This is a genomic window from Sporosarcina sp. FSL W7-1283 (assembly GCF_038003105.1).
Taxonomy (GTDB): Bacteria; Bacillota; Bacilli; order Bacillales_A; family Planococcaceae; genus Sporosarcina; species Sporosarcina newyorkensis.
Genome location: NZ_JBBOOL010000001.1, coordinates 253,437 through 276,477, shown reverse-complemented (window position 1 = coordinate 276,477; position 23,041 = coordinate 253,437). Strand labels below are relative to the sequence as shown.

23 protein-coding genes and 1 riboswitch are annotated in these 23,041 nt (G+C 42.6%); of the genes, 6 read left to right on the top strand and 17 right to left on the bottom strand.

Features of this window, described 5'->3' with window-relative positions; genetic code table 11:
- Nucleotides 1-22 precede the first annotated feature (22 nt).
- The 9 genes from MKY93_RS01290 to MKY93_RS01250 form a co-directional block, all read right to left on the bottom strand.
- Nucleotides 23-808 carry a dioxygenase family protein gene (locus tag MKY93_RS01290; protein WP_078817587.1) on the bottom strand — a complete coding sequence of 262 codons (786 nt, stop codon included), beginning with the start codon at nt 806-808 and terminating at the stop codon, nt 23-25.
- Between the two features lie 17 nt (nt 809-825).
- On the bottom strand, nt 826-2,397 hold the full coding sequence (locus MKY93_RS01285) for a 4-hydroxyphenylacetate 3-hydroxylase family protein (protein WP_340757952.1): 1,572 nt from the start codon (nt 2,395-2,397) through the stop codon (nt 826-828).
- Nucleotides 2,398-2,563: 166 nt separating this feature from the next.
- Nucleotides 2,564-4,369 carry a XylR N-terminal domain-containing protein gene (locus tag MKY93_RS01280; RefSeq protein WP_340757950.1) on the bottom strand — a complete coding sequence of 602 codons (1,806 nt, stop codon included), beginning with the start codon at nt 4,367-4,369 and terminating at the stop codon, nt 2,564-2,566.
- Nucleotides 4,370-4,870: 501 nt separating this feature from the next.
- Nucleotides 4,871-6,076 (bottom strand): acetyl-CoA C-acyltransferase, encoded by a 1,206-nt coding sequence (locus MKY93_RS01275; RefSeq protein ID WP_078817590.1) that lies wholly within the window; start codon nt 6,074-6,076, stop codon nt 4,871-4,873.
- On the bottom strand, nt 6,061-6,720 hold the full coding sequence (locus tag MKY93_RS01270) for a 3-oxoacid CoA-transferase subunit B (RefSeq protein WP_340760890.1): 660 nt from the start codon (nt 6,718-6,720) through the stop codon (nt 6,061-6,063). The genes MKY93_RS01275 and MKY93_RS01270 overlap by 16 nt, the downstream gene beginning before the upstream one ends.
- Complete coding sequence (locus MKY93_RS01265; protein WP_078817591.1) at nt 6,711-7,400, bottom strand: CoA transferase subunit A; 690 nt, start codon at nt 7,398-7,400, stop codon at nt 6,711-6,713. Before MKY93_RS01265 ends, MKY93_RS01270 begins: the two co-directional genes overlap by 10 nt.
- Nucleotides 7,397-8,242 carry an alpha/beta hydrolase gene (locus tag MKY93_RS01260; RefSeq protein ID WP_340757947.1) on the bottom strand — a complete coding sequence of 282 codons (846 nt, stop codon included), beginning with the start codon at nt 8,240-8,242 and terminating at the stop codon, nt 7,397-7,399. Before MKY93_RS01260 ends, MKY93_RS01265 begins: the two co-directional genes overlap by 4 nt.
- A 21-nt stretch (nt 8,243-8,263) precedes the next feature.
- Entirely contained in the window at nt 8,264-8,731 is a 468-nt protein-coding gene (locus tag MKY93_RS01255) for a DUF3237 domain-containing protein (RefSeq protein WP_078817593.1), read from the bottom strand.
- Between the two features lie 3 nt (nt 8,732-8,734).
- The gene (locus MKY93_RS01250) at nt 8,735-9,856 is read right to left on the bottom strand and encodes a muconate/chloromuconate family cycloisomerase (RefSeq protein ID WP_078817594.1); all 1,122 of its coding nucleotides are present in this window, start codon (nt 9,854-9,856) and stop codon (nt 8,735-8,737) included.
- 128 nt (nt 9,857-9,984) lie between these two features.
- Between MKY93_RS01250 and MKY93_RS01245 the strand changes: the two genes are divergently transcribed.
- From MKY93_RS01245 to MKY93_RS01235, 3 genes are all read left to right on the top strand, one after another.
- The gene (locus tag MKY93_RS01245) at nt 9,985-10,791 is read left to right on the top strand and encodes an IclR family transcriptional regulator domain-containing protein (protein WP_078817595.1); all 807 of its coding nucleotides are present in this window, start codon (nt 9,985-9,987) and stop codon (nt 10,789-10,791) included.
- A 107-nt stretch (nt 10,792-10,898) separates the two neighbouring features.
- Nucleotides 10,899-11,411, top strand: a complete 513-nt coding sequence (locus tag MKY93_RS01240; protein WP_078817596.1) for a DUF1572 family protein — start codon at nt 10,899-10,901, stop codon at nt 11,409-11,411.
- Nucleotides 11,412-11,868: 457 nt separating this feature from the next.
- On the top strand, nt 11,869-13,359 hold the full coding sequence (locus tag MKY93_RS01235) for a glycine betaine uptake BCCT transporter (RefSeq protein ID WP_078817597.1): 1,491 nt from the start codon (nt 11,869-11,871) through the stop codon (nt 13,357-13,359).
- 49 nt (nt 13,360-13,408) lie between these two features.
- On the opposite strand, the gene MKY93_RS01230 is transcribed toward MKY93_RS01235, so the two are convergent.
- From MKY93_RS01230 to MKY93_RS01200, 7 genes are all read right to left on the bottom strand, one after another.
- Nucleotides 13,409-14,701: an O-acetylhomoserine aminocarboxypropyltransferase/cysteine synthase family protein gene (locus MKY93_RS01230; RefSeq protein WP_340757945.1), complete on the bottom strand. Its 1,293-nt coding sequence runs from the start codon at nt 14,699-14,701 to the stop codon at nt 13,409-13,411.
- Between the two features lie 236 nt (nt 14,702-14,937).
- A riboswitch (SAM riboswitch) is annotated at nt 14,938-15,044 on the bottom strand.
- Between the two features lie 96 nt (nt 15,045-15,140).
- Nucleotides 15,141-15,917 carry a sulfite exporter TauE/SafE family protein gene (locus tag MKY93_RS01225; protein ID WP_009766518.1) on the bottom strand — a complete coding sequence of 259 codons (777 nt, stop codon included), beginning with the start codon at nt 15,915-15,917 and terminating at the stop codon, nt 15,141-15,143.
- 60 nt (nt 15,918-15,977) lie between these two features.
- Nucleotides 15,978-16,205 (bottom strand): sulfurtransferase TusA family protein, encoded by a 228-nt coding sequence (locus MKY93_RS01220; protein ID WP_078817598.1) that lies wholly within the window; start codon nt 16,203-16,205, stop codon nt 15,978-15,980.
- A gap of 423 nt (nt 16,206-16,628) precedes the next feature.
- A complete protein-coding gene (locus MKY93_RS01215) occupies nt 16,629-17,750 on the bottom strand; it encodes an MBL fold metallo-hydrolase (protein WP_340757944.1) in 1,122 nt (373 codons plus the stop codon).
- Entirely contained in the window at nt 17,750-18,325 is a 576-nt protein-coding gene (locus MKY93_RS01210) for a sulfurtransferase TusA family protein (RefSeq protein WP_078817600.1), read from the bottom strand. The genes MKY93_RS01215 and MKY93_RS01210 overlap by 1 nt, the downstream gene beginning before the upstream one ends.
- A gap of 47 nt (nt 18,326-18,372) precedes the next feature.
- The gene (locus tag MKY93_RS01205) at nt 18,373-18,852 is read right to left on the bottom strand and encodes a DsrE/DsrF/DrsH-like family protein (protein WP_009766522.1); all 480 of its coding nucleotides are present in this window, start codon (nt 18,850-18,852) and stop codon (nt 18,373-18,375) included.
- 83 nt (nt 18,853-18,935) lie between these two features.
- Nucleotides 18,936-19,199 carry a metal-sensitive transcriptional regulator gene (locus MKY93_RS01200; RefSeq protein ID WP_009766523.1) on the bottom strand — a complete coding sequence of 88 codons (264 nt, stop codon included), beginning with the start codon at nt 19,197-19,199 and terminating at the stop codon, nt 18,936-18,938.
- A 193-nt stretch (nt 19,200-19,392) separates the two neighbouring features.
- On the opposite strand from MKY93_RS01200, the gene MKY93_RS01195 reads away from it, so the two are divergent.
- A complete protein-coding gene (locus tag MKY93_RS01195) occupies nt 19,393-19,632 on the top strand; it encodes a DUF2187 family protein (RefSeq protein ID WP_009766524.1) in 240 nt (79 codons plus the stop codon).
- A gap of 65 nt (nt 19,633-19,697) precedes the next feature.
- On the opposite strand, the gene MKY93_RS01190 is transcribed toward MKY93_RS01195, so the two are convergent.
- Nucleotides 19,698-20,576 (bottom strand): DMT family transporter, encoded by an 879-nt coding sequence (locus MKY93_RS01190; protein ID WP_009766525.1) that lies wholly within the window; start codon nt 20,574-20,576, stop codon nt 19,698-19,700.
- Nucleotides 20,577-20,794: 218 nt separating this feature from the next.
- Between MKY93_RS01190 and hutG the strand changes: the two genes are divergently transcribed.
- Complete coding sequence (gene hutG, locus MKY93_RS01185; protein ID WP_078817601.1) at nt 20,795-21,754, top strand: formimidoylglutamase; 960 nt, start codon at nt 20,795-20,797, stop codon at nt 21,752-21,754.
- Entirely contained in the window at nt 21,751-22,941 is a 1,191-nt protein-coding gene (gene gltS, locus MKY93_RS01180) for a sodium/glutamate symporter (protein ID WP_009766527.1), read from the top strand. Before hutG ends, gltS begins: the two co-directional genes overlap by 4 nt.
- The last annotated feature ends 100 nt before the right edge of the window (nt 22,942-23,041 follow it).

Genomic DNA, 23,041 nt, shown 5'->3' with positions numbered 1-23,041 from the left:
TTACAAAAGAACATATTTGGATTTAGTTCTCTTCACGCATTACGAAATCTAATTCCGCTTTTTTCACTCCGTTTTCATCTCGCAGAGTTGTCATAAGATCTAAACGAACACCGTCAGCTACGTCCGTCTCCAGCCACTCATCTCCTTCAAAGAACACTTGAGTTATAAGTGTTTCGTGTCCTTCTGCTTCAAACATGAGGTGTAAGTGTGCAGGACGCATTGGGTGTTGCTCCGTATAGTCTAGGAACTCTCCCGTTGGCCCATCTGTAGGAATGGAGTAAGGAAGCGGCACGATAGAACGCACTTCAAAATCGCCATTATTGTCAGTAAAGAAGTGTCCCCTGAAATTATATTTTGGTGCGTCCGAATCAAATGAAGAATATTTTCCTGACGCATCATTTTGCCACATTTCCACTTTTGTGTTTGCCAGCGGTTTTCCGTTTGTACTACTTACATTTCCTTTGAAATACATGATCTCTCCTTTTTCGTCTGGTCGTTGTGTCAAGATATAAGCATCCCCGTCTTTCGCTTCGACTTTTGGAGAATTCTCGACGAAATAGGGTCCGAGTAAAGATGGCTGAGTTCCTGGCTTATCGGTATACATCGCACGTAACACGTGGGTCTCCAAAAATACATCCGCGAATAAAGGTAGCTCTCCTTTACGCCCTAGTCGATCTGCCCAATCTACAAAGTTTGTATATTCTTCGTGATTTAGTTTTGCTTCTTGCAGAAATCCTTGGATATGTTTAATAAATAGGTTGAAAACCTCTTCTACTCTTTCGTTTTTCTTTAAAGTTTCAGTTTGCATAATCACTACCCCCATTTTTAATTTTTAGTAGTTTTGATTTTATTTTTCAACGTCACATTAACATCATCCGGATTAATCCACGTTGGGTTTACCCAACCATCCAAATCGTAGTCATCCATACATTCCTGTGCAAATTTCTCATAAGCAGTTGCTTGGCCCTTCTGTTGCGCCATCACTAGGTTCTCCAAGCGAATGTTTTCATTGTTTCCTGAATAATTCCGCTCGTACAGCTCATGCCGCCCACCAAATTCCGTTCCGATAGCGTCCCAAAGTAGTTTAATAACCTTGATTTTTTCAATTGCTTCTATATTATTTGAACCACGATAAAGTTTATCTATATATGGACGTAATTCAGGGTTTTTAAAATCATTTGCACTTGATGGCTGTACAATCAAACTTCCGGCCACAACCGTTTCAATAATGTCTTTGACACGTGGCCAACCCTCAGACATGAAGACCCGGTACGATAAACCATAGTCAATGTTTGGAAGGACTGTTCCATTTGGTCCTTCATTTGGATTTAAAGCCATGGCATCACTCATCGCCCAGAACATATTTCGATAGGCAAGGACTTCTCCAATATTCGCTTGTACGCCGCGGAACTTATCCGTACCGTTTGCCCTTAATGCTTTCATGAGTAGCCCTGAAATGAAGTCGAGCTTTACTGCTAAACGAGTGACACCGTGGAAGGTGAAGCGATGCAAGAAACCACTTTCGGCAAAGAAACTATTTGCTTTTTCAACATCCTTATATACAAGAAGGTTCTCCCAAGGAATCAACGCATTATCAAATACAATAACCGTGTCATTCTCATCAAACCGACTACTGAGCGGATAGTCGAAGGGACTCCCTGTCACTGCTGCGTTTAATTCGTAAGAAGGTCTACTGATTAACTTGATTCCAGGAGTAGCCATATCGGCAACAAAAACTAGTGCATATTCCTCCGTTGGAATAGGCAAGGCACCATAATGCGCAATGAAGTTATAATTTGTCAATGCTGATCCTGTAGCTACCATTTTGGCACCGCTTACTAGAATCCCCTCTTCAGTCTCTCCTACACAACGAATAAAAACATCTTTTACTTCATCAATTGGCTTATCCCGATCTACTGGAGGATTAATTATCGCATGGTTGAAATAATAGTTATTTTCCTGTGCTTCCTTATACCAACGTCTAGCATTTGCTTCATATTTCCCATAATATTCAGGATTGGCACCTAGCGTTGCCAAGAACGATGCTTTGTAGTCTGGTGATCTTCCCATTTGTCCGTAAGTCAGTCTAGACCACTCCGCGATAGCATCTCTTGTTTTGAATAAGTCTTCAGCTGTTTTGTCTGGTCGGAAAAATCTTTGTGTATAGCCACCGTTTCCTGTGTCTGTTTCCCGAGTCAATATATCTTTATGTTCCGGATCATGTAAGGCGTCATATAATCTGGCGATAGAGCGTGCACTATTTCTAAAGGCCGGATGAGTGGTAACGTCTTCTACCTTCTCGCCGTGCAGCCAAATCTCCCTACCGTCCCGTAGGCTTTCCAAATACTCTTCTCCAGTCATTGGTTTCTTCACAGCTTCTTGTTGCTTGCTTGTCATGTATATGCCTCCTTCAAATGTAATCTCTTTCTACTTATAATACTAATTTATATTCTGAATATTTGTAACTGTAAATAAGTTGTAATGTAAGCCCTTTCACTAGCACTTTTTGCAGTATGGCAGCAGATATCCAAAAAATAAAACTCATACAAAATAAAAAAACGAATCAATTGAATGATCCGTTGTGTTTACTGATAATTTGCAAAGCGTAATAGATTTGGGTGGCCAACTGGCCCTTAAACCTTCCAGCCCCAGTCTTCAAGTCAATTCCGCTTAATGCCTCAATCCGTTCAATCCTATAACGTAGCCCTGCTATCGATAGATGAAGCTGATCGGCTGTTTGTTGTAAATTTCCGTTATTATCTAAGAATGCTTTCAAAGTAAACAGCAAGTTTCCTTGGCCTTCTGAGTCATAGTCTATAATTTCTCCCAGTGTCTCCGTATAATAACGAATCATTTCTTTTTGATCCGCACCTTGCAACAAAATCATAATTGGTTCCAACTCTTTGTAGTCTGCTTGTTTGCTTTCCATGGGATGCGTCAAATAGATAAAATCACAAATTCTCGTAGCATCCAAATAGCTGTCTCTCATCAGATCAATCGATTTTATTGCACGTCCGGATCCTAAATGTACCTTCACTCTAGGAAACGATTTATGCAATTCCTGAATCAATCGGGTAGCGTATCTTTCTACACAATTCTGTTCATTCAAACTGACAATCATAATTACACGGCCATCTTTTAAAAACGGGTCTTGTCCTACATGTTTTTGTATCAGATAACTGAGTACCTCCTCCGTTTTCTCAAAAGGTTCAACTTTCATAGCAATGACTCTTTTCACTTGATTCTTTGTGAAACCAAACATAGCGGCCTGCCGTTGCATTGTGGATGGGTCTAACAGTTTATTTTGAATAATATCATCAAAAAAAGTAGCTTTCTGTTTCCATTTCGACTCCATAAGTTTACGGTAATGAAACATTTGAATAGTTAACACCATAAGGGCCCGATTAATGATCAGTTGTTTTTTATGAGAAAGTTTCTGTTTGTCAAGTACAATCATTCTACCCAAATTCTTTTTATTGCTTTTAACATTGAAGACTTCCACTACTCGGTCCATTTCCATCTGCTCATCCTCGAACCATTTGGTAATACGCTTCTCATCCTCTCCTGTTTCATAATAGGATGAATAAATCTCAGACGCATGCTCCACCACTATGCTACATTCTAATTTTTTTCCGATTACTTGGGTAATTTCATTCAGATCTTTGTCTTCCAGAAAGAGCTCCGTCAACTCATTTTGAATTTTCTCTGACTCCATAATATCTTCATTCAATTGTTGCATTTCTACATACACATCTTCTAGTACCCCTTGCAAAGACTCTGTTTGATAGTAACGTAAGTCTTGTAAATGTTTTTCATCACATTTTTCCACGGTTTGTGCGACAAAATAGCAATAGGCGTCTCCATTAGCCCGGCAATATTTCTCATGGGCAATAATTTGTTTACCAAATATTTTTGTAAGGTACCCGCTTGCGTAACCAACCAGCGTCCAGCAGGAGGCCCCTTGCTCAATCCCATGCTTTTCAATATGCTCGTCTGCTTCGTACGAATTTCTCCAATAGCCACCAAACTCCAAATGATTTTCACAAATTTCAAGGTAATCAGGTTCAACTGTTACTACTCCTTCAAGCGTGTGCATGGCAGGTCCGGCAAATATAAGTTCTTTTAAAGACTTCCACTCGTACTGGGATTCTAACGTTTCGGCGGCTTTATATCCACATGACCATCCATATCTCATTAAAAACCCTTTTGCTCTTTCGTAACCTAGTGTCGTGATCAAGTCTGACCGTAAAATTCCTAATGCCTCAACCGACATCAGCATCATACGTTTGTCGTGCAGTTGGATAACTCCTGTTCGTGGGTTGACATCAAGTACATTTTGCAATAATAAGTGATTTGCCTTCATTACCATTCTTACACTTCCTCTCTAATGTGATCATTCTTCACAGGATTTTATAAACATGTAGTCAGCAATTCTTTTCAGCTGGTCGGGTATCGAAATGACGATGAGTTCAGGAATCAAGATAGAAAGCGTTATCAATTTCAGGTTTTCCGGGTAGCGTATACGTCCGTTGGAACCTCTTTCAAATAAAGTATCTCGTCTCAGATTACAGAGGTAATAAAGCCAAATCTCATTTGATAGGACAACTCCTATCGTAAACATATTTTGCTACACATCCTAGACTAACCGCAAGACGATTTCACAGTGCAAAAAGAACATTTATATCAGAGAATGGTTTGACTTGTAAGTTACTATACTACAAACAGTGTTATAGCAAGCTCATAAATTTCGAATACTGTTACTATGCGGACAATCAGTTAATAGTTTCTATCAAAATGATGCCAACAAATAACTTGTCGTGGCGTCAAAACAGTCTCCCACTTTGTAAAATTACCATGTAGGAGACTGTTTTTATTCTATATTTTCAACAGCAACCGATATTCCTTGCCCAACCCCAATACACATCGTCGCAAGACCTCGTTTTGAATGCCGTCGTTTCATTTCATAAATTAAAGTAGTCAAAATCCGTGACCCACTTGCACCTAAGGGATGTCCTAAGGCAATCGCTCCTCCATTAACGTTTACCTTATCCATCTCAAATCCCAATTCCTGAATACATGCGATAGATTGGGAAGCAAAGGCTTCATTGATTTCCATTAAATCAAAATCATCGGTGTTCAATCTATACTTCTTCATAAGTTTTCTTGTAGAATAAATCGGACCAAGTCCCATGACGGAAGGTTCTAAACCGGCTGCAGCCGAACCGATAAATTTCACTAACGGCTGGAGACCCAAACTTTTGGCCCGTTCCGCTTCCATGAGGAGCATAGCTGAAGCTCCGTCATTGACCCCCGTTGCATTTCCTGCAGTTACCGTTCCCCCTTCAAATAATGGAGAAAGCGAATTCAATTTTTCAATTGTTGTATCAGGTCGAGGATGTTCGTCGATATCTATACTATGTTCAATCCCTTTTCGATCCTTGTAAACAACAGGCACAATTTCGGTTTGAAACTTGTTAGCTGCTAGCGCTTCGCCCGCCAAATGTTGACTTCTCACGGCGAAGGCATCTTGTTCCTCACGTGATATTTCATATCGTCTAGCTACATTTTCTGCTGTTTGCGGCATAGAGTCCACTCCATACAATTGTTGCATCTTCGGATTGATGAACCGCCACCCAATCGTTGTGTCTGCCAATGTCTGATCTCCTCGCGGAAAAGCACGCTCGGGTTTCGCCATGACAAAAGGTGCCCGTGACATACTTTCTGTACCACCTGCAATGATCACATCACATTCTCCTGATAAAATAGCTCTCGCACCAATACTGACTGCATCCAAACTTGACCCACACAAACGATTGACCGTAGTCCCACTCACTTCCTGAGGCAGTCCTGCCAACAGTGAAGACATTCTGGCCACATTTCGATTTTCTTCACCTGCTCCGTTGGCATTTCCTAAAATGACATCGTCAATTGTATCGACAGGAAGTTCAGGATTCCTCTCCATTAATGCTTTAATGACAATTGCTCCCAGATCGTCCGGACGTACATTTTTTAATTGTCCGTTGTATCTGCCAATCGGAGTCCGCACAGCGTCCACTATAACTACTTCTCTGAACAAAATGATTCCCCCTTTATCCCCTCGCTGATCTTAAACCTCGCCTCTGTTTTATTTTGGACTTCTTCTAGAGTAGCATCTCCTACCAATTCAATTAACTCATATATATCTCCATTCCATTTAAATACAGCTAATTCTGTAATGATCATATCTGCTACGCGTTTAGAGGTAATTGGAAACGTACAGCTCTCCACGATTTTCGGAGTGCCATCATTTGCCGTATGGCTCGTCGTAATGATAATCCTTTGTGCCCCTTCCAATAAATCCATTGCTCCGCCGACGCCAATTATATCTTTTCCAGGGATTGCCCAGTTGGCAATTCTTCCTTTTTCATCAATTTGTAGCGCACCCAATATAGCAGTATTGACATGCCCGCCGCGGATCATCGCAAACGATTGCGCGCTACTAAAGTAAGAAGCACCTCCCCCTTCCCCAACCGGCTGCTTACCCGCATTGACGATTAAAGGGTCAATTTTTTCAGGCTCTACCGCCGTCACACCGAGCATGCCATTTTCAGTATGCAAAGTAATGGTGGGATCCGTAATATAATCCGCAACTAATGTAGGGATACCGATCCCCAAGTTGATAACAGAGTGTGAAGTCAGTTCTACGGCCGCTCTCTTGGCAATCAATTCTCTCATCTCGATTTCACTCCTTCCTTCGTTAACACCCATTTACTCGTGACAATGACATCTACGTATAAATGCGGCGTTACGATATCTTCCGGAGGGAGTTCTCCAACTTCTACAATTTCATCTACTTCCGCAATTACAAACGACGCAGCAGTTGCCATGTCGGGATTAAAGTTTCTAGCAGTTTTATAGTAAACGAGATTTCCTAATGTATCTGCCTTCCAAGCACGAATAATTGCCACATCCGCCTTGAGTCCTTCTTGAAATAAATACTGCTCGCCTTTAATCATCTTCGTCTCTTTGTTTTTTGCCAGGTCGGTCCCCACTGCCGTTTTCGTGTAAAAACCGCCAATCCCTGCGCCGCCAGCACGTATGGCCTCTGCTAAAGTTCCTTGTGGAAGCAATTCCAATGCAAGCTTCCCTTGATTGTAATACTTAGCAACATCTCGGTTACTAGTAAAGTAAGAGCCGATTGCCTTTTTAATCTTACCTTGTTGAAGCAATCTTCCTAACCCTTCTCCTTGCTCACCAACATTATTACTAATCACAGTCAAATTGTTTACATCATAATCGATTAGATCATAAATAATGGATAGCGGGCTTCCCACTAATCCGAATCCCCCTACCATAAGCGTATGATCCGACTTTATATGCTGAACCGCTTCCCGAATAGAAGTCTCTTTTATCGACTTCATTGAGTCACCTTCTCTATTCTGTTTAATAACTCCAAAATCTTACTTTCAATATACGGCTGCTTTTCGAACATCAACGTATAATGATTCGCGTGGACTTCAATCGTTTGAATATCTTTCGCATATTCAATCGTTTGTTCGTACGTTTCCTTCGTAAAAAGGGGTGGTTTTTGACCTAACGGACCCAAAGCGATCACAAGCAGGATTGGACAATTTATTTTCAGAAACACTTCTTTAGGTTTAAATGCATAGAAACTATTAAAGTCTTTCTCCATCACTAGTGCATCCGATTTATGCTGCCATCCGTTAGCAGTCTGGTGTACCTCGTAGTTTGTAATCTCTTCGACAATCGCATCCCATTCAACGTGTAAGCCCTCATAAATCGTCTTCGTTTGTGTGACATAATCATTTTTTGTAGCATACTTTTTCTGTAAGCGACTTAGAGACGGGACAATTAAATCTCTTTGTTTTTCTTCAGTTATGCCTGCACCATCTAGTAAGATAAGTCCTTTCGTTTGAATTTCACTTGCAGCGAGAGCACAAATATAAGCACCCATTGAATACCCCATCAAGATAGGATTTTCTATTCCTTTTTGTTTTATAAACAGTAGCAAATCTTTTGTATGCTCAAAAATCGATGTTTGATTTTCTGCTGGACTGCTATCCCCGCGCCCCCTCAAATCATAACTAATGAAGCGATAGCTCTCTTCCAGTCCCTGTTCATAATGTAAGAATGTCTTATGATTGCCAGTCAGCCCATGGACTGCGATGATAGTTCCTGCTGTGCCGTCTGATTCATGAAACATTAACTTTTTATGATCAGTCAGATGATGTATTTCTGCCATTATCGGACACCTTCCTTCCTCTTAATCAACTTGATACACGGAGTATCTAACTCCAGTCGGCAATCTTTCACCTATCGAAACAAAAATCTTCTTGTTTAACCAATCATACTTTTTAGAAGCAGTTTCAAAGATTGGATTTGTCCGAAAATAATATTCCTCACGATCTACCTTTTCATTGTTATCAAGCCTTGCAAGTACCTCTTTACTACCCGTCCGTATTCCCCGGTATGTCAGTAAAATGAGTTCTTTGTCATCAGTCTCTAACAAAATGCGAACATCTTGAATAATGGTTCCGTCTTCTCTGACAGTTATCCAATCATCACCCCCAGGTATCACTCTCCCATTAAGTTGCTCACCCGAGAAACACCCACCTTCGACTCGGATAATTCTTCTGTTACCGACTGGCGTCACACCTGGCAAGTGTGCTTTTTCAACGGTTAATTCCAAATTACATAAGAATGACAATGAGGGTGCATCAAAGTATTTCATTGTTTACTCACTCTTCCTTCTATATTTTTCTACCTTCTCTTCATCTAATTCCACGCCTAATCCCGGTCCAGTTGGTACTTGTACTTTTCCTTCTGCGCAAACTAAAGGATTTTTCACTAAATCATCTGCAAGCCACTGAGGTCCAAATAGTTCACTGCCATATTGCAAGTTACGAATAGTACCATAAGCATGAAGGCACGCCGAAGTCCCTATAGAGCTTTCCAATGATGTCCCTCCGAAACAAGGAATACCTGCCGCTTCGGCAATGGCAGCAATCTTTATCGTGTTCCGCATTCCACCGGATTTATGAATTTTCAATGAAAAAATATCAGCAGCTTTAGCAGAAATCAATCGCATGGCATCTTGCACTGTCGCTAAGCCTTCATCTGCCATTACAGGCACCTTTCTCATAGCGGAAAGTTCGGACGCCCCTTCAATATCCAATGGAGATAATGGCTGTTCCAAAAAGTCAATGTCCGCATCATTCAGACGATCCATATAACGAATGGCTGTCAAACGATCCCATCTGCCGTTCGGATCAATGCCTATACTTGAAATACCACGCAGACCGTTTGCTATTTGGATTGCACGTTCAGCATCTTCAGCAGTCTTGTATTTCCCGGCTTTTATTTTAAAATCTTTGTACCTATTGTTCTCTATCAGTTCTTTTCCTTCTTCGATGTCTCCATTAGCATCCCCCGTGGCAAGTGCCCATTTCACCTCAATAGACTCTTGGTATAACCCTCCTAACAGTTGATAAGCCGGCACTTCATATACCTTACCTACTGCATCATAAAGCGCCATTTCTACGGTTGCTTTAGCAAATGGATTGGCCCTCACGTGAATGTCCATCAGTTCAAGGATTTGCTCTGTATACCTCGGGTCTTTTCCTTCTAATAAGGGACTGAAATATTGATCAATGACTACCTTCATCGTTTCAACACTTTCTCCATTCCACCAGATTCCAGGCGTCGTACCTTCACCAACGCCGACTAGACCATTAGCCAGTTCCACGTTCACAAGCAACATGCTCTTAGTCGAGACTATTTCAGTCGCAAATTGGTGAGGCCTCTTGATCGGTACGTCTACAATTATCGTGCTGATTTTCCTAATTGAATGTTCCATGACTGATTCCCCTTATCGTTTTATTAAACTTTCTATTTTTTCTTGCTTTATTAAAAAAATCATTGTACGATTGACGTACAAATATACATATATCGTACAACACTATTATAACAAGGAGGATACAATCAATGTCAAGCAAATATTCTAATAATTTAATCAAAAGTGCTGACTTTATACAATCGTTGGAGCGAGGGCTATCCGTCATCCAATCGTTTTCTACTGAGCATTCAACATTAACGGTCAGTGAAGCCGCAGCCATTACCAATTTAAGTCGACCCGCCATTCGTCGTATATTCTTAACGCTCGAAAGTCTAGGCTATCTAACGTCCGACAATGGACGATATGCACTGACAGCTAAGGTACTTTCCTTGGGTTATGCATATCTTTCATCAAAAAACATATGGGAAATTGCACACGACCCTATGGATGAACTTGTCAAACAAACAGGTGAATCTACTTCTATTTCTGTATTAGACCATGACGAGATAGTATATGTAGCACGCATTCATACAAAGCGAATAATGACCATGTCGTTAGGCGTCGGCTCCCGTTTGCCCGCATTCGCCACATCAATGGGGCAAGTTCTGCTAGCGCACTTACCATCCGAGGAGTTGGAAGAGTATTTTGAACAGGCTATATTATCCAGCTATACAAATCACACTATCACCGACAAGAAACAATTAATAAAACAACTGGAACAAATCCGAAAGAACGGCTGGTCGCTGGCAGAACAACAATTCGAAGAGGGATTGAGCTCAGTGGCTGCTCCAATTACAAATCGAAATGGCGAGGTTATTGCCGCCATTAATATATCGACACACACTGGAAGAAATAGCAGAAAGGAAATAAAAGAGAAATTGATTCCTCTTTTATTGCAGACGGCTCAGAAAATCAGCGAAGACTTGGCCAGGTCTCCGCACCCCATGAATTTATAACATGCACTAACATACAGTTGCCGGAACACATATGGAAGTGGAATCCTTTTCTACTGAAGCAACTAATTAACAAGGCGTAGAACAATATAAATCAAGGAGGATTATCCATGAACTTAGAAAATGTTTATCTGAATGTCATCAAAGAAAGGTTTAATGGCATTAAACGCCTTGGGGATGATACAATAGATCAATTGACAGAGGATGATATTCATTGGACTTTAAACGAGGCTTCAAATAGTATTGCTGTCTTAGCAAAACATATAAGCGGAAACATGATATCTAGGTCTACAAATTTTTTAACCACAGATGGTGAAAAACCCAATAGGAAACGAGATAGTGAATTCGAAGAGGATTCTCTAACCAAACATGAAATGATCGCAGTTTGGGAAAAGGGTTGGAGTATTCTTTTTGAAACATTAGAAGAACTAGAAGGTGAACATTTGTTAAGGGATGTATATATTCGTGGTAAACGCACTATCGTGCTCGAAGCGTTAGAAAGACAATTGACCCATTATGCTTCCCACATAGGGCAAATCGTATATATAGGCAAACAATTAAAAAATAATACTTGGGTAAACCTTAGTATTCCTAAAAGACAATCAGAAGAATACTTCGAATGATAGATTGTGAGCAGATCCTCTATATCATATAGTTATGAAAGAGCCAAGTTTCCTTTTTTTGTATTTGTAAACATTTTGTCCGGCTACAGTATACATATATGCCTAAGAATTAAACAACCTGCTCCATCCTCCGATTCTATTGACTGGGTTATACATTATAATTAACAGGTTTGTTATCACTGCAATAAGGATTCCGCATATGCACACCATTCACAAAAAGTGATACTTTTAAAACTGGCGTGATACTACTTATCAAGTGAGACGGATGCCGAATAGGCCGTCTCATCTTCTTCCACTTTTACCCTTCCAAAAATGCTAATTTATCTGATCGTACCAAAGTTTGTATCGACGATTATTGGGTACAACTAAGTGTATATAAGCAATCTTGCCTTATCGTTTAAAACATTCTTTCCACAATCAACCTCTTCACTACACTACATTAGTTTTAGGAGGAATTATGAAAAAAATCTCGCTAACATTTTATATCACCTTGGTTGCCGTCATAATAGCCGTCGGTTATGGAGTGATTGCGCCGGACCACTTCGAGAGGATGACCTCCGACGTTAAAAATTGGATTGCCTCTTCCTTTGGCTGGTACTATTTGTTGACGGTATCCATGCTGTTTTTCATTTCGGTCTATCTGATCTTTAGCCCCATCGGCAGAATCCGTTTAGGAAAAGACAGCGATCGTCCCCAATTCTCTTTAATATCATGGCTGGCTATGCTTTTTTCCGCCGGTATGGGAATCGGACTTGTCTTTTACGGGGCTGCTGAGCCCCTATCGCATTATGCAGTCAATCCTGCTACTGCGGGGCCTGAAACAGCGGAGGCTTATAAAGAAGCCATGCGCCAAGCATTTTTCCATTGGGGCTTCCATGCTTGGGCTGTCTATGGGATGACAGCTCTTGCACTGGCCTATTTCCAATTCCGTAAAGGCCAACCGGGATTGATTTCGGCTACTTTGAAACCCATTTTCGGTGACCGCGTCAATGGGCCCCTCGGTATTGTCATTGACGTATTTGCTATCTTTGCTACAGTGTTTGGCGTTGCCACATCTCTCGGTCTTGGCGCTGTCCAAGTCAATGCGGGGCTGCATTACCTTTTTGGTATTCCTGTCAGTTTCCTATCGCAACTCATCATTATCATCATTGTAACGATTTTGTTCTTGGTGTCTGCATGGAGCGGGCTCGGCAAGGGGATCAAAATCTTATCAAATGCCAATATGGTCCTTGCTATTGCATTATTATTTTTCGTCATTGCTTTAGGACCCACATTGCTTATTTTCGATATGTTCACCGACTCGATCGGTGGGTATTTAGAGCATCTTGTTCGCATGAGTTTCCGTACTGCCCCTCTTGATGTTGGGAATCGTGCATGGCTTAATGATTGGACAATATTTTATTGGGCTTGGTGGATCGCTTGGTCGCCATTTGTCGGTATGTTCATTGCCCGGGTTTCGAAAGGGAGAACGATCCGGGAGTTTATGATCGGTTTACTCGTCGTACCAACCGTGTTAAGTATGATCTGGTTTTCTGCATTTGGTACTACAGCAATTGAAACACAAAAGGCTGGGATTATTGATTTAGCTTCCACTGCAACTGAGCTGACAATTTTTGAGATGTTCAGCGGCATGCCGTGGTCTTCTATAATATCCATGATCGCCATTTTGCTTATCATTTCATTTTTCATCACTTCTGCAGATTCAGCTACCTTCGTACTCGGTATGCAGTCGTCTTACGGATCGCTGACACCACCCAATAATTTAAAGGTGGTATGGGGAGTGATTCAGTCCTCGATCGCTGTTATTTTATTGTTTGTCGGTGGATTGGATGCGCTGCAAAATGTAGTTATCATCGCCGCCCTGCCGTTTTCCGTTATCTTGATCATGATGGTCACTTCGTTGTTCATGTCATTGAAAGAAGAACGAAGGAAAGTGAAACGTCGGTAAATACAAAAAAGTCACCGGACTCGGTGACTTTTTTGCTTTTATCTATTAATTAATGAATAGCCTTTTCGACCGCTTTCTCAATCGCTTGTTTTAAATCTGCAATAATATCATCTGCTGATTCCAACCCGACAGACAGGCGAATCAACTCTTCAGTCACACCCGAATTCTTCAGATCTTCTGCAGATAACTGCTGGTGCGTAGTAGATGCCGGATGAATGATCAACGACTTCGCGTCGCCAACATTTGCTACATGCGACCAGATTTCCACATTATCAATCACTTTACGACCTGCATCCCGGCCACCTTTAATGCCGAAAACAATAATGGAACCATAGCCGTGCTTCAAGTGTTTTTGCGCCAACTCATACGTCGGGTGTTCTTCAAGACCCGTATACGTCACCCAGTCCACTGCCGGATGTCCCTTCAAGAATGCTGCGACTTTCTGTGCGTTTTCATTATGGCGAGGCACACGCAAATGAAGCGTCTCAAGCCCCTGCAATAAATTAAATGCACTGTCCGGCGCCAAGCAAGGTCCGAAATCACGCAATAATTGAACGCGCAGCTTCGTTGCGAATGCAGCCCCTGCCGTATCGATGCCATATCTCAACCCATGATACGATTCATCCGGTTCTGTGAACCCTGGGAATTTTCCTTGAGTCCAATCAAATTTCCCTGCATCGACCACCACGCCTCCAATCGTCGTGCCGTGCCCGCCAATCCATTTCGTTGCGGAGTGAATGACTACGTCTGCTCCGAACTCAATCGGATTGGAGCCATATGGAGACGGGAACGTGTTATCCACCAACAATGGAATACCGTTGTCATGCGCGACTTTCGCTACCGCTTCTACATCAAGGACTTGCAGGCTCGGATTACCGATCGTCTCTGCGAATAACGCCTTCGTCTTATCTGTAATTGCCGCTTCAAAGTTTTTCGGATCAGATGCATCCACGAACTTCACCGTGATGCCATAGCGCGGCAGTGTCACAGCGAATAAATTGTACGTGCCGCCATACAGATTGCTGGCCGCCACAATTTCATCTCCCGCGCCCGCAATGTTCAGGATCGAAAATGCGATTGCCGCCATTCCGGATGATAGCCCTACTGCTGCAGATCCACCTTCGATCTGCGCCACACGCTCCTCAAAAACTGCGACAGTCGGGTTAGTAATACGTGTATAGATATTGCCTGCTTCTTGCAAAGCAAATAAATTCTGTGCATGCTCTGTATCTCTGAAAACATATGAAGTCGTACGATGAATCGGCACAGCACGTGAACCGGTTACAGGATCTGGCTGCTGTCCTCCGTGCAATAAAACAGTTTCTGGCTGAAATTTAGTCATAACTATTTCCCCTCCGAATTTATTAGTCTACCTGATGGAATACTGAAAAGCAGAAGAGGGCGTTTTGTCGTGACAGACGTTGGAGGGCTTATCGTAAAAGGGTGCTCTCCCCCTTTTTCGAAAAGACCGAAACGTCCCGAGCAGCTGCCCTCTGCAGCTAGACAATGAGCCTAGTGAGTATACAAAGAAACCCTCTTCCTAAAAATAAGAAGAGGGCTTTGCTTTCGCTCATACCTCTCTTATCTTCCAAACTGTCAACAGTTTGTAGGAAGTAGCACCTTTGCATAACTAGCCGGTTGCCGGGCATCATAGGGCCTAATCCCTCCGCCGCTCTTGATAAGAGTTTGTCTATTCGTTTTCCATCTTGAAAAATAGTATAAAGCCAATACCAACTAAATGCAAGGGTTATTAGTAGAATGTTTAGAAATCATTGTGATTTCTAAAAAATATCCCACCAAATTTTCACTGCAGAGCCCATGATCAATACAGCGAGAATTCCTTGCAACACTTTCGTATTGACTTTGCGACTTACCTTCACTCCAAGCGGGGCCGCCAGCACGCTCGCAATAATCATGACAAGCGCCGGTTCATAGGGAACTTGCCCTGTGAAGAGTTTTCCTGACGCCGAACCGATTGAAGACAATAAAGTGATTGCTAGCGAAGTGGCTATCGTGACCCGTGTAGGAATTTTTAATACAACAAGCATGATCGGTACGAGGATAAACGCCCCTCCTGCCCCTACAATTCCTGCAGCCAACCCAACTAGCAATGCAGTTCCTGTGGCTATCCATTTATTGAACGCAATTTCTTCCACGGGGATGTTATCAAGACCTTTTTGCGGAATGAACATCATCACGGCTGCCAGCACGGCCAATACACCATATACAATGTTAACGGTTGCTTCCGACAGCAGACTGGAACCTGCCCCTCCGATTACACTGCCGATCAATACGCTGATTCCCATATACAACACAAGTGGCTTCAAGATTAGATTGCTCTTGCGATAAGCAAAGACACCTGAGAGAGAAGCAAAGAATACTTCAACTGCCGTAATACCCGAGACGTCATGCGATGAAAAAGCTTCAAAACCAAGTAATGCAGGAATGAAAAGTAACATTGGATATTTGACGATGGCACCGCCAATTCCCATCATGCCGGAAAGGAATGAGCCGACAAATCCAATGAGGAAGATGGTGATGATAAATGTAAAACTCATGATGTTCTCTCTCCCTCCTTCCTAATGAAAGAGGGCAATGGAACACCCTCTTTGCTTAGTTTATCCTTTTTGAATCCAAAATTTAAAGACATCGGACTCTTGTTGCTGGTCCACTACCTTGTGATTTCCTGATGCGGCCCAAGCTGTCAAATCTGCTACAGATCCTTTGTCCGTTGCATGAATTTCAAGGATATCCCCTGCTTCTAGTTCTTTCATCGCTTTTTTTGTCCGTACGATCGGCATTGGGCAAGCCAATCCTTTAGCATCTAAAAATTTTGTCGTGTTCATTTGTATCTTCTCCTTTTGAATCGTTTTTAATTGAAAATAAAATTACAGTTTGTTGTCCCGTCGCTCGACTTCCATTGGCAGAGTAAAGTTCACTGGCACCGCTGTGCCGCTAGGGAATTGCCTTACGCCACGAGCCAGCTAGCGAAGTTCATGCTAGCAGTCTCATGGCAACGGCCGACCCCGCAGTTGCGGCTTCGCTGGAATGGGTAGGTATCATTATGTTGTGTTTAAAGTAGGCAATTCCGAGTCTGATGTCTAGTCTGAAATGGTCTTGCTAGAAAAACACATCGGTTAACCCCCACTCAAAAAAAGTAGGCGCCTCACAAGCGGGTATACGGAGCGATGTGACAGGCAGGCGTTCTTCCAGAACGGCACATTGCGGGAGCCATCCGCAAGCGCCGAAGTGGGTTCGATTACAACACCTTATCTCACCGCACAGCGATTCGGTCCGATTTCCATTTCGCGTTGTGTTTCTTCATCCGGTTGGACCTTGCCCATATTTGTCTGGCGGATTTCTTGATACGCATTTGGCTGTGGCGGTAGATTGCCTGTCACCAATTCCCTGAATTGCTCCTCATCCTCGATATTCAAGCCATGATTTCGTTCATATAACACGCCTAGCTTCTCTGCAACACTACCGTCGTCATTCAGCTCATCCATAATCATGAAATGCGCTGGAAGTACGATCAGTTCTTCGGATAACTCTTGGTAACGGCTGTATAATGATTCACGTAAATCACCTACCCAATCCCCTGCCAACCCTGCCAAATCAGGACGGCCAATCGAATCGATGAATAAAATATCCCCTGTCATCAAATAGCTGTCATCCACAATAAATGAAGTAGAACCAATTGTATGTCCAGGTGAATATAGCGGCTGGATATCAATTTTCGTTTTACCGATCTGGATAGAAGCCTCCTCTTCCAATGCTGCGAAATTGAATGTCACTTCTTCTGCGTCTTTCGGCGGCAACCAGTATGTTGCACCCGCTGCTTCCGCCAACTTGCGACCACCGGAAATATGGTCTGCATGCAAATGGGTGTCCAAGACATGTGTAATTTTAACTCCAAGCTGATCAGCAAATTCCGAAAATACATTCGTCATGCGCGTAGCATCCACGACTGCCGCTTCTCCATCGGAAGTGACCATGTAGGACAGGCAGCCCTTACCGATTCTTACGAATTGATAAAGCTCTCCTCCAGACTTCAAATCTCCAACTTTCACCGGCTCTAAATGCTCGCTCCAAGCTTTCATTCCGCCTTGCAAATACGCAACGGAATACCCTTCCTCATCGAGCATGTCCGCCACCATGATGGAAGATCCTTCTTTCGCACACACTACAAGTATTTCCTGATCTTTCGGAAGTGAATCCTCAATTTCTTCAATACCATCCAACAATTCAAAATAAGGGACGTTCATATGGCGTACTTGCTTCCCATCAATCTTCCAATCCTTAAACGCATCTTCATTACGTACATCGAGAATAAATAACGGTTCTTCACGAATCACTTTTTTAGCGACTTCACTTGCTTGAATGGCTCTCATTATTTCGTACCCCCTGTTGTATTTTCTGTATCTCCATTCCATCCCGACATGCCGGGAACCACGTTTGTAACAAACTCAAAACCAGCTTCCGAAAGCGTCTGGCAAGCCATGTCGCTTCGGTTTCCTGTACGGCAAATTACAAATATATTTTGATTCTTATCGAAATACGCAGCTTTCTCTTCCAGTTGTCCAAGCGGGACGGATAGGGCGCCGGGTATATGGCTGAAGGCGTACTCAGTAGGCTCCCTCACATCCAAGAGAACAGTATTCGGCTCTCGCAATTTATCCGCAAGCTGCTCATTCATAATCGTAACCGGGTACTTTTTCTCCTGCAGTTCGCCATTGTCTGCTTTTCTTACGTAGTGATGCCAGACATCCGCTTCCTGTACATTTCCCACATAGTGATGCCCTGCACTTTTCGCCCATGCCTGCAGATCAGCAACTGTGCCCGGATCGGTGGACTGCACTTCAAGCACTTGCCCTTCTAACATGTCTTTCATCGCTTTTCTCGTCCTGACGATCGGCATCGGACAAGCTAGACCTTTCGCGTCCAACATTCTGTCTGTTTGTATCATAGTATTCCTCCTATACACCATGGGGTATATTAATTTGAAAAAATTTATTAAATAAATAAATTTACCTGGCCATCTTGTGCTTCACCTAAATAAGCGGCTACACCACCATAATCCACATCTTCCAATAATTCTTTCTGACTGAGACCAAGCAAATCCATCGTCATCGTGCAGGCGATCAATTTAATGTCTTGTTCTATGGCCAGGTCAATCAGCTCAGGTAATGGCATAGCTTGGTGCTTCTTCATCACATGTTTAATCATTTTTGGACCCATCCCAGCGAAATTCATTTGGGAAAGACCCATTTTATCGGCGCCACGCGGCATCATTTTACCAAACATCTTCTCAAGAAACCCTTTTTTACTTTGAATTGGCTCATCTTTTCGCAATGCATTCAATCCCCAAAATGTATGGAAGATCGTGACTTCATGATCGTATGCAGCCGCTCCATTCGCGATAATATAAGCAGCCATCGCTTTATCATAATCGCCGCTAAACAGCACGATTGTTGTTTTCTTTTGTTCTGTCATGTTCTCATCCCTTTCTTTTCAAAACTTTATATACCTATAGGGGTATATTACAATTTATAAAAAAAAGAGTCAAGCTTATTTTATCAGCGACTCTTTACAAGCAAATCCACCGCTTCATTAATAATCGATTCGTGGGAACGATCATCCATTTCTTCTAGATTTTGCATACAGGTAATCAAATTAGAGCTCACGATAACACCTATTGTGCGATCGATCGCAGAACGGCTGGCCGATAATTGGGTAATGACTTCTTTGCAATCCTTACCTTCTTCCATCATACGCAACACGCCTTTAATTTGACCTTCTATACGTTTCAACCGATTTTTCACTTTATCATCGTACTCCATATGTCTCACCTTCCTTCGCATTATGTATAGATTATACCCTGAGTGGTATACTGTCAACCAAATGCTTTATCAATCGACAGGTTTCTACTATTCTGAAATTTTTTGCGCGATGTGTTATACTAGTTCTAGTAGGCTATTGTACGTTTTATTCCATTTGTCAGAGACAAGTCTTCGACAGATGAGACCCTCACTAATGAAGGAGTTGATTCGATTGGCATTTCCTCGTAAAGATCGTCCGATTTCTGATTTTGTGGCCTCGCGATATGTAGATGAAGTCATATCTTTTAACCGCAATCAACATGAAGTTTCCGGAACGATACACAAGATTCTCGAAAACTCCGTCATCGTCAAAATTTCTGAGGCAGACGCGGAACAAATTGGCGCTGCTTCCAATATGACTGTTGTTGCACACAAAAATTATACGGTAGAGTAATCTATTTTTCATGCCTTGCATCTTTACTATGCAAGGCTATTTTTTATCCATAAACCCACAGCCCCTTAAGTCGGCAACTTGCCCAATTCTCGCTTACTCCTCCAGTTTACAAGAAAAATCCCTAGACAGATTAGCAATCCACCGACGATCAATGAAAACGACAACTTCTCGTCCAACAATAACCAGCCCGTCAATGTACCGAAAAACGGTGCAAGAAACAAAAACGCGCTCGTCCGCTCAGGATTGCCGGTCTGCAATAAATAAAACCAGATCGAGAACTGGACAATGGAGGCAGCAATCGCCAGCCATCCTAAAATCACTAATGATAAAGCATTCACTTCGAAAAATGGCTCTTCCAATAAAAAGCTAGCGACAAATAAGATGAGTCCCCCAAAAAGCATTTGATATGCCGTCATCACCCAGGTATCAAAACGGTAGCCATGCACTTTGACAATGAGTGTAGCACACGCCCACGCCACAGCCGATAAGAAGCCAAGCACTGTACCTACCTTCAGATCCAAATGTCCGCCCATCGTAATAAACACACCAAATAACCCGCAAATTACGCCAAGCCATTGCTGCAGCCGATAATGAATTCGCAGTACAAGCGTACCGATCACCACAACTAGAAGCGGATTGGTGAACGTCAAGATAGAAGTTTCACCGGAAGTGATTGTCCGTAACGCAATAAAAATACACCCCATCACAGCAGCCGTCTGTAACGAACCAATCAGCACCAGCCACTTCCACTCTCCAAACGTTTTGGGATGCGGTTTTTTTAGTATTTTTACGATTATTGCCATAATGATTCCCGCAATGGAAAAGCGCAAGGCCACCAATAGTAAAGGTGAGGAATACTCCAACCCAATTTTGCCGATCGCAAAAGAAGATCCCATCAACGCAGTCGTAACAACCACTAAAAAGCCAAACAAAAATTTATTCATAGAGTCAATTCCTTTCCATCCGCTTTATAGATAGGACGTCTTTTTGCAACGACTTCTATAATACGGCCGAGCAGCATTCCAATACGGTGATTGCTTAATTTTCATTCATTCTTTTCTCACCTATAGCCTTAAAGCATGAATTCATGAAAAAGATGTATTAGAATTTATAAATGCAGACCACTATAATAAGAGTAACACGCCCGAAAGGATGAAGTATATTGTTAATTCAAACTAATGAAAAATTCTGGTCAGGTCGAACTGACAGCGAGACGAACAGAGCCGCATTTCGTATGCATCAAGTGATACAACTTTCCGCTCCTCAAGAAAGAGTCAACAATAAGACATGCACGCTGATCGGCTTCTCTTCAGAAGAAGGCGTACGACGCAACAATGGCAGACTTGGAGCTGCAGAAGGGCCAAATGCCTTGCGTAGTGAATTGGCAAAACTCCCATGGCGCATGCCTGCTGAATGCCAGCTGATGGATGTGGGTACAATAGTTTGTGAAGGTAATCAACTCGAACAGGCACAAGCTGAATTAGGTGCCGCCGTTCGAGACAGCTTGGAGAAAAATGCGTGCCCTGTCATTTTAGGGGGCGGCCATGAAACCGCATACGGACACTACCTAGGCGTTCGGGAATTTATCGGTCCTGATGCGAAACTAGGCGTCGTTAATATCGACGCGCATTTCGACTTGCGCAGCTATGACGAGCAGCCATCCTCGGGAACGATGTTCAAACAAATGCTTGACACGGATGAAAACGTTGAATACTTGGTGCTCGGCATTCAGGAGTTTGGAAATACAGATATATTATTTGACGAAGCTGACGCACAAGGCGTGTCATATGTGACAGAACAAGAAATCACATCGGGTATTATGGACGAAATCTTACAGAAAATCAGCTTTTTCATTGAAAAGCAGGACTATGTTTTGTTAACATTGTGTTCTGATGTATTGAATTCGGCCTATGCTCCCGGGGTGAGTGCTCCTTCTCCATTTGGATTGGATCCTCTCATCGTACGGACGTTTATCCAAACCATAGCGTCTCATAAGAAAACCCTTTCATTCGACATCTCAGAGATCAATCCAGCACTTGACCATCAAAACCAAACAGTCAAACTGGGTGCCTACTTAACTAATGAAGCAATCGTTGCATTGCTGAGAGGAAGAATTACATGACGATTGAGTTAAATCAAATTACGACACTATTTTTAGCCTTAGCACTTCTAACAATCGGAACTCTCCTAGTACGTAAAATCGGAGTTCTCCAAAAATTCTGCATACCCGCCCCTGTCGTAGGCGGGTTGCTTTTTGCCGTTTTTGCGACTATTTTGAAGACAACTGACCTTTTGAGCTTCCAATTGGATACTTCTTTGCAAAATTTATTCATGTTAACGTTTTTCACGACAGTCGGTTTAGGTGCAAGTTTCAGCCTGATTCGTCTTGGTGGGAAATTACTCATCGTCTATTGGATCGCATGTGGTTTTTTAGCTTTGGTGCAAAACGTCATCGGTGTATCAATGGCCTATTTATTTAATCTGCATCCGCTAATCGGTATGATGGCAGGCGCTGTCTCGATGGAAGGCGGCCACGGTGGTGCAACAGCTTATGGACAAACACTGGAAAGTCTCGGTATTGACTCCGCTCTGTCCATCGGGATTGCGGCCGCTACGTTTGGTCTTGTCGCTGGCGGTCTCGTCGGCGGGCCAATCGTCAAATACTTAATCAATAAACACAACTTGAAATCTACAGAAGTCGAGCATGAAGCCGCCTATTCGGTAGAAGCGCATGAAGCACCGATCAATACGGATAATTTCTTGACGCAAGTGTTGCTGATCACAGCTTGTATCGCAGGTGGAACATTTATTGGTGATTTATTTTCCAGTTTAACTGGCTTTGTTATGCCTGGCTACGTCGGTGCAATGTTTGTCGCAGTAATTGTACGTAATATAGTCGATCGCTTCAAGGAAGATGCGGTTCATATGACAAGCATCAACTTGATCGGTGATGTATCTCTTGGTATCTTCTTGTCTATGGCATTGATGAGCATCAAACTATGGGAAGTCGCTGGTTTGGCTTTGCCATTGCTGGTTATCGTCTTCGTACAAGTACTCTTCGTTGTACTATTTGCGATTTTTGTTTTGTTCCGTTTACTCGGAAAAGATTACGATGCTGCAGTCATGATCGCTGGTTTTGCAGGACATAGTCTGGGAGCGACGCCTAATGCCATGGCCAACATGGCAGCGGTCACAGGACGATACGGTCCTTCACGTAAAGCGTTCTTGATCGTGCCTATTGTCGGCGCATTCTTGATTGACGTCGTATCGATGCCTATCATTATCACGACGATTAATATATTTAGTTAATGTCAGAAGAACCGGACGAGTTGTCCGGTTCTTTTTGTTTCATTTCCTACGTATTTGACTAGACCTTCTGTTAAAATGAAAGCATTCGCAATTTAGAGAG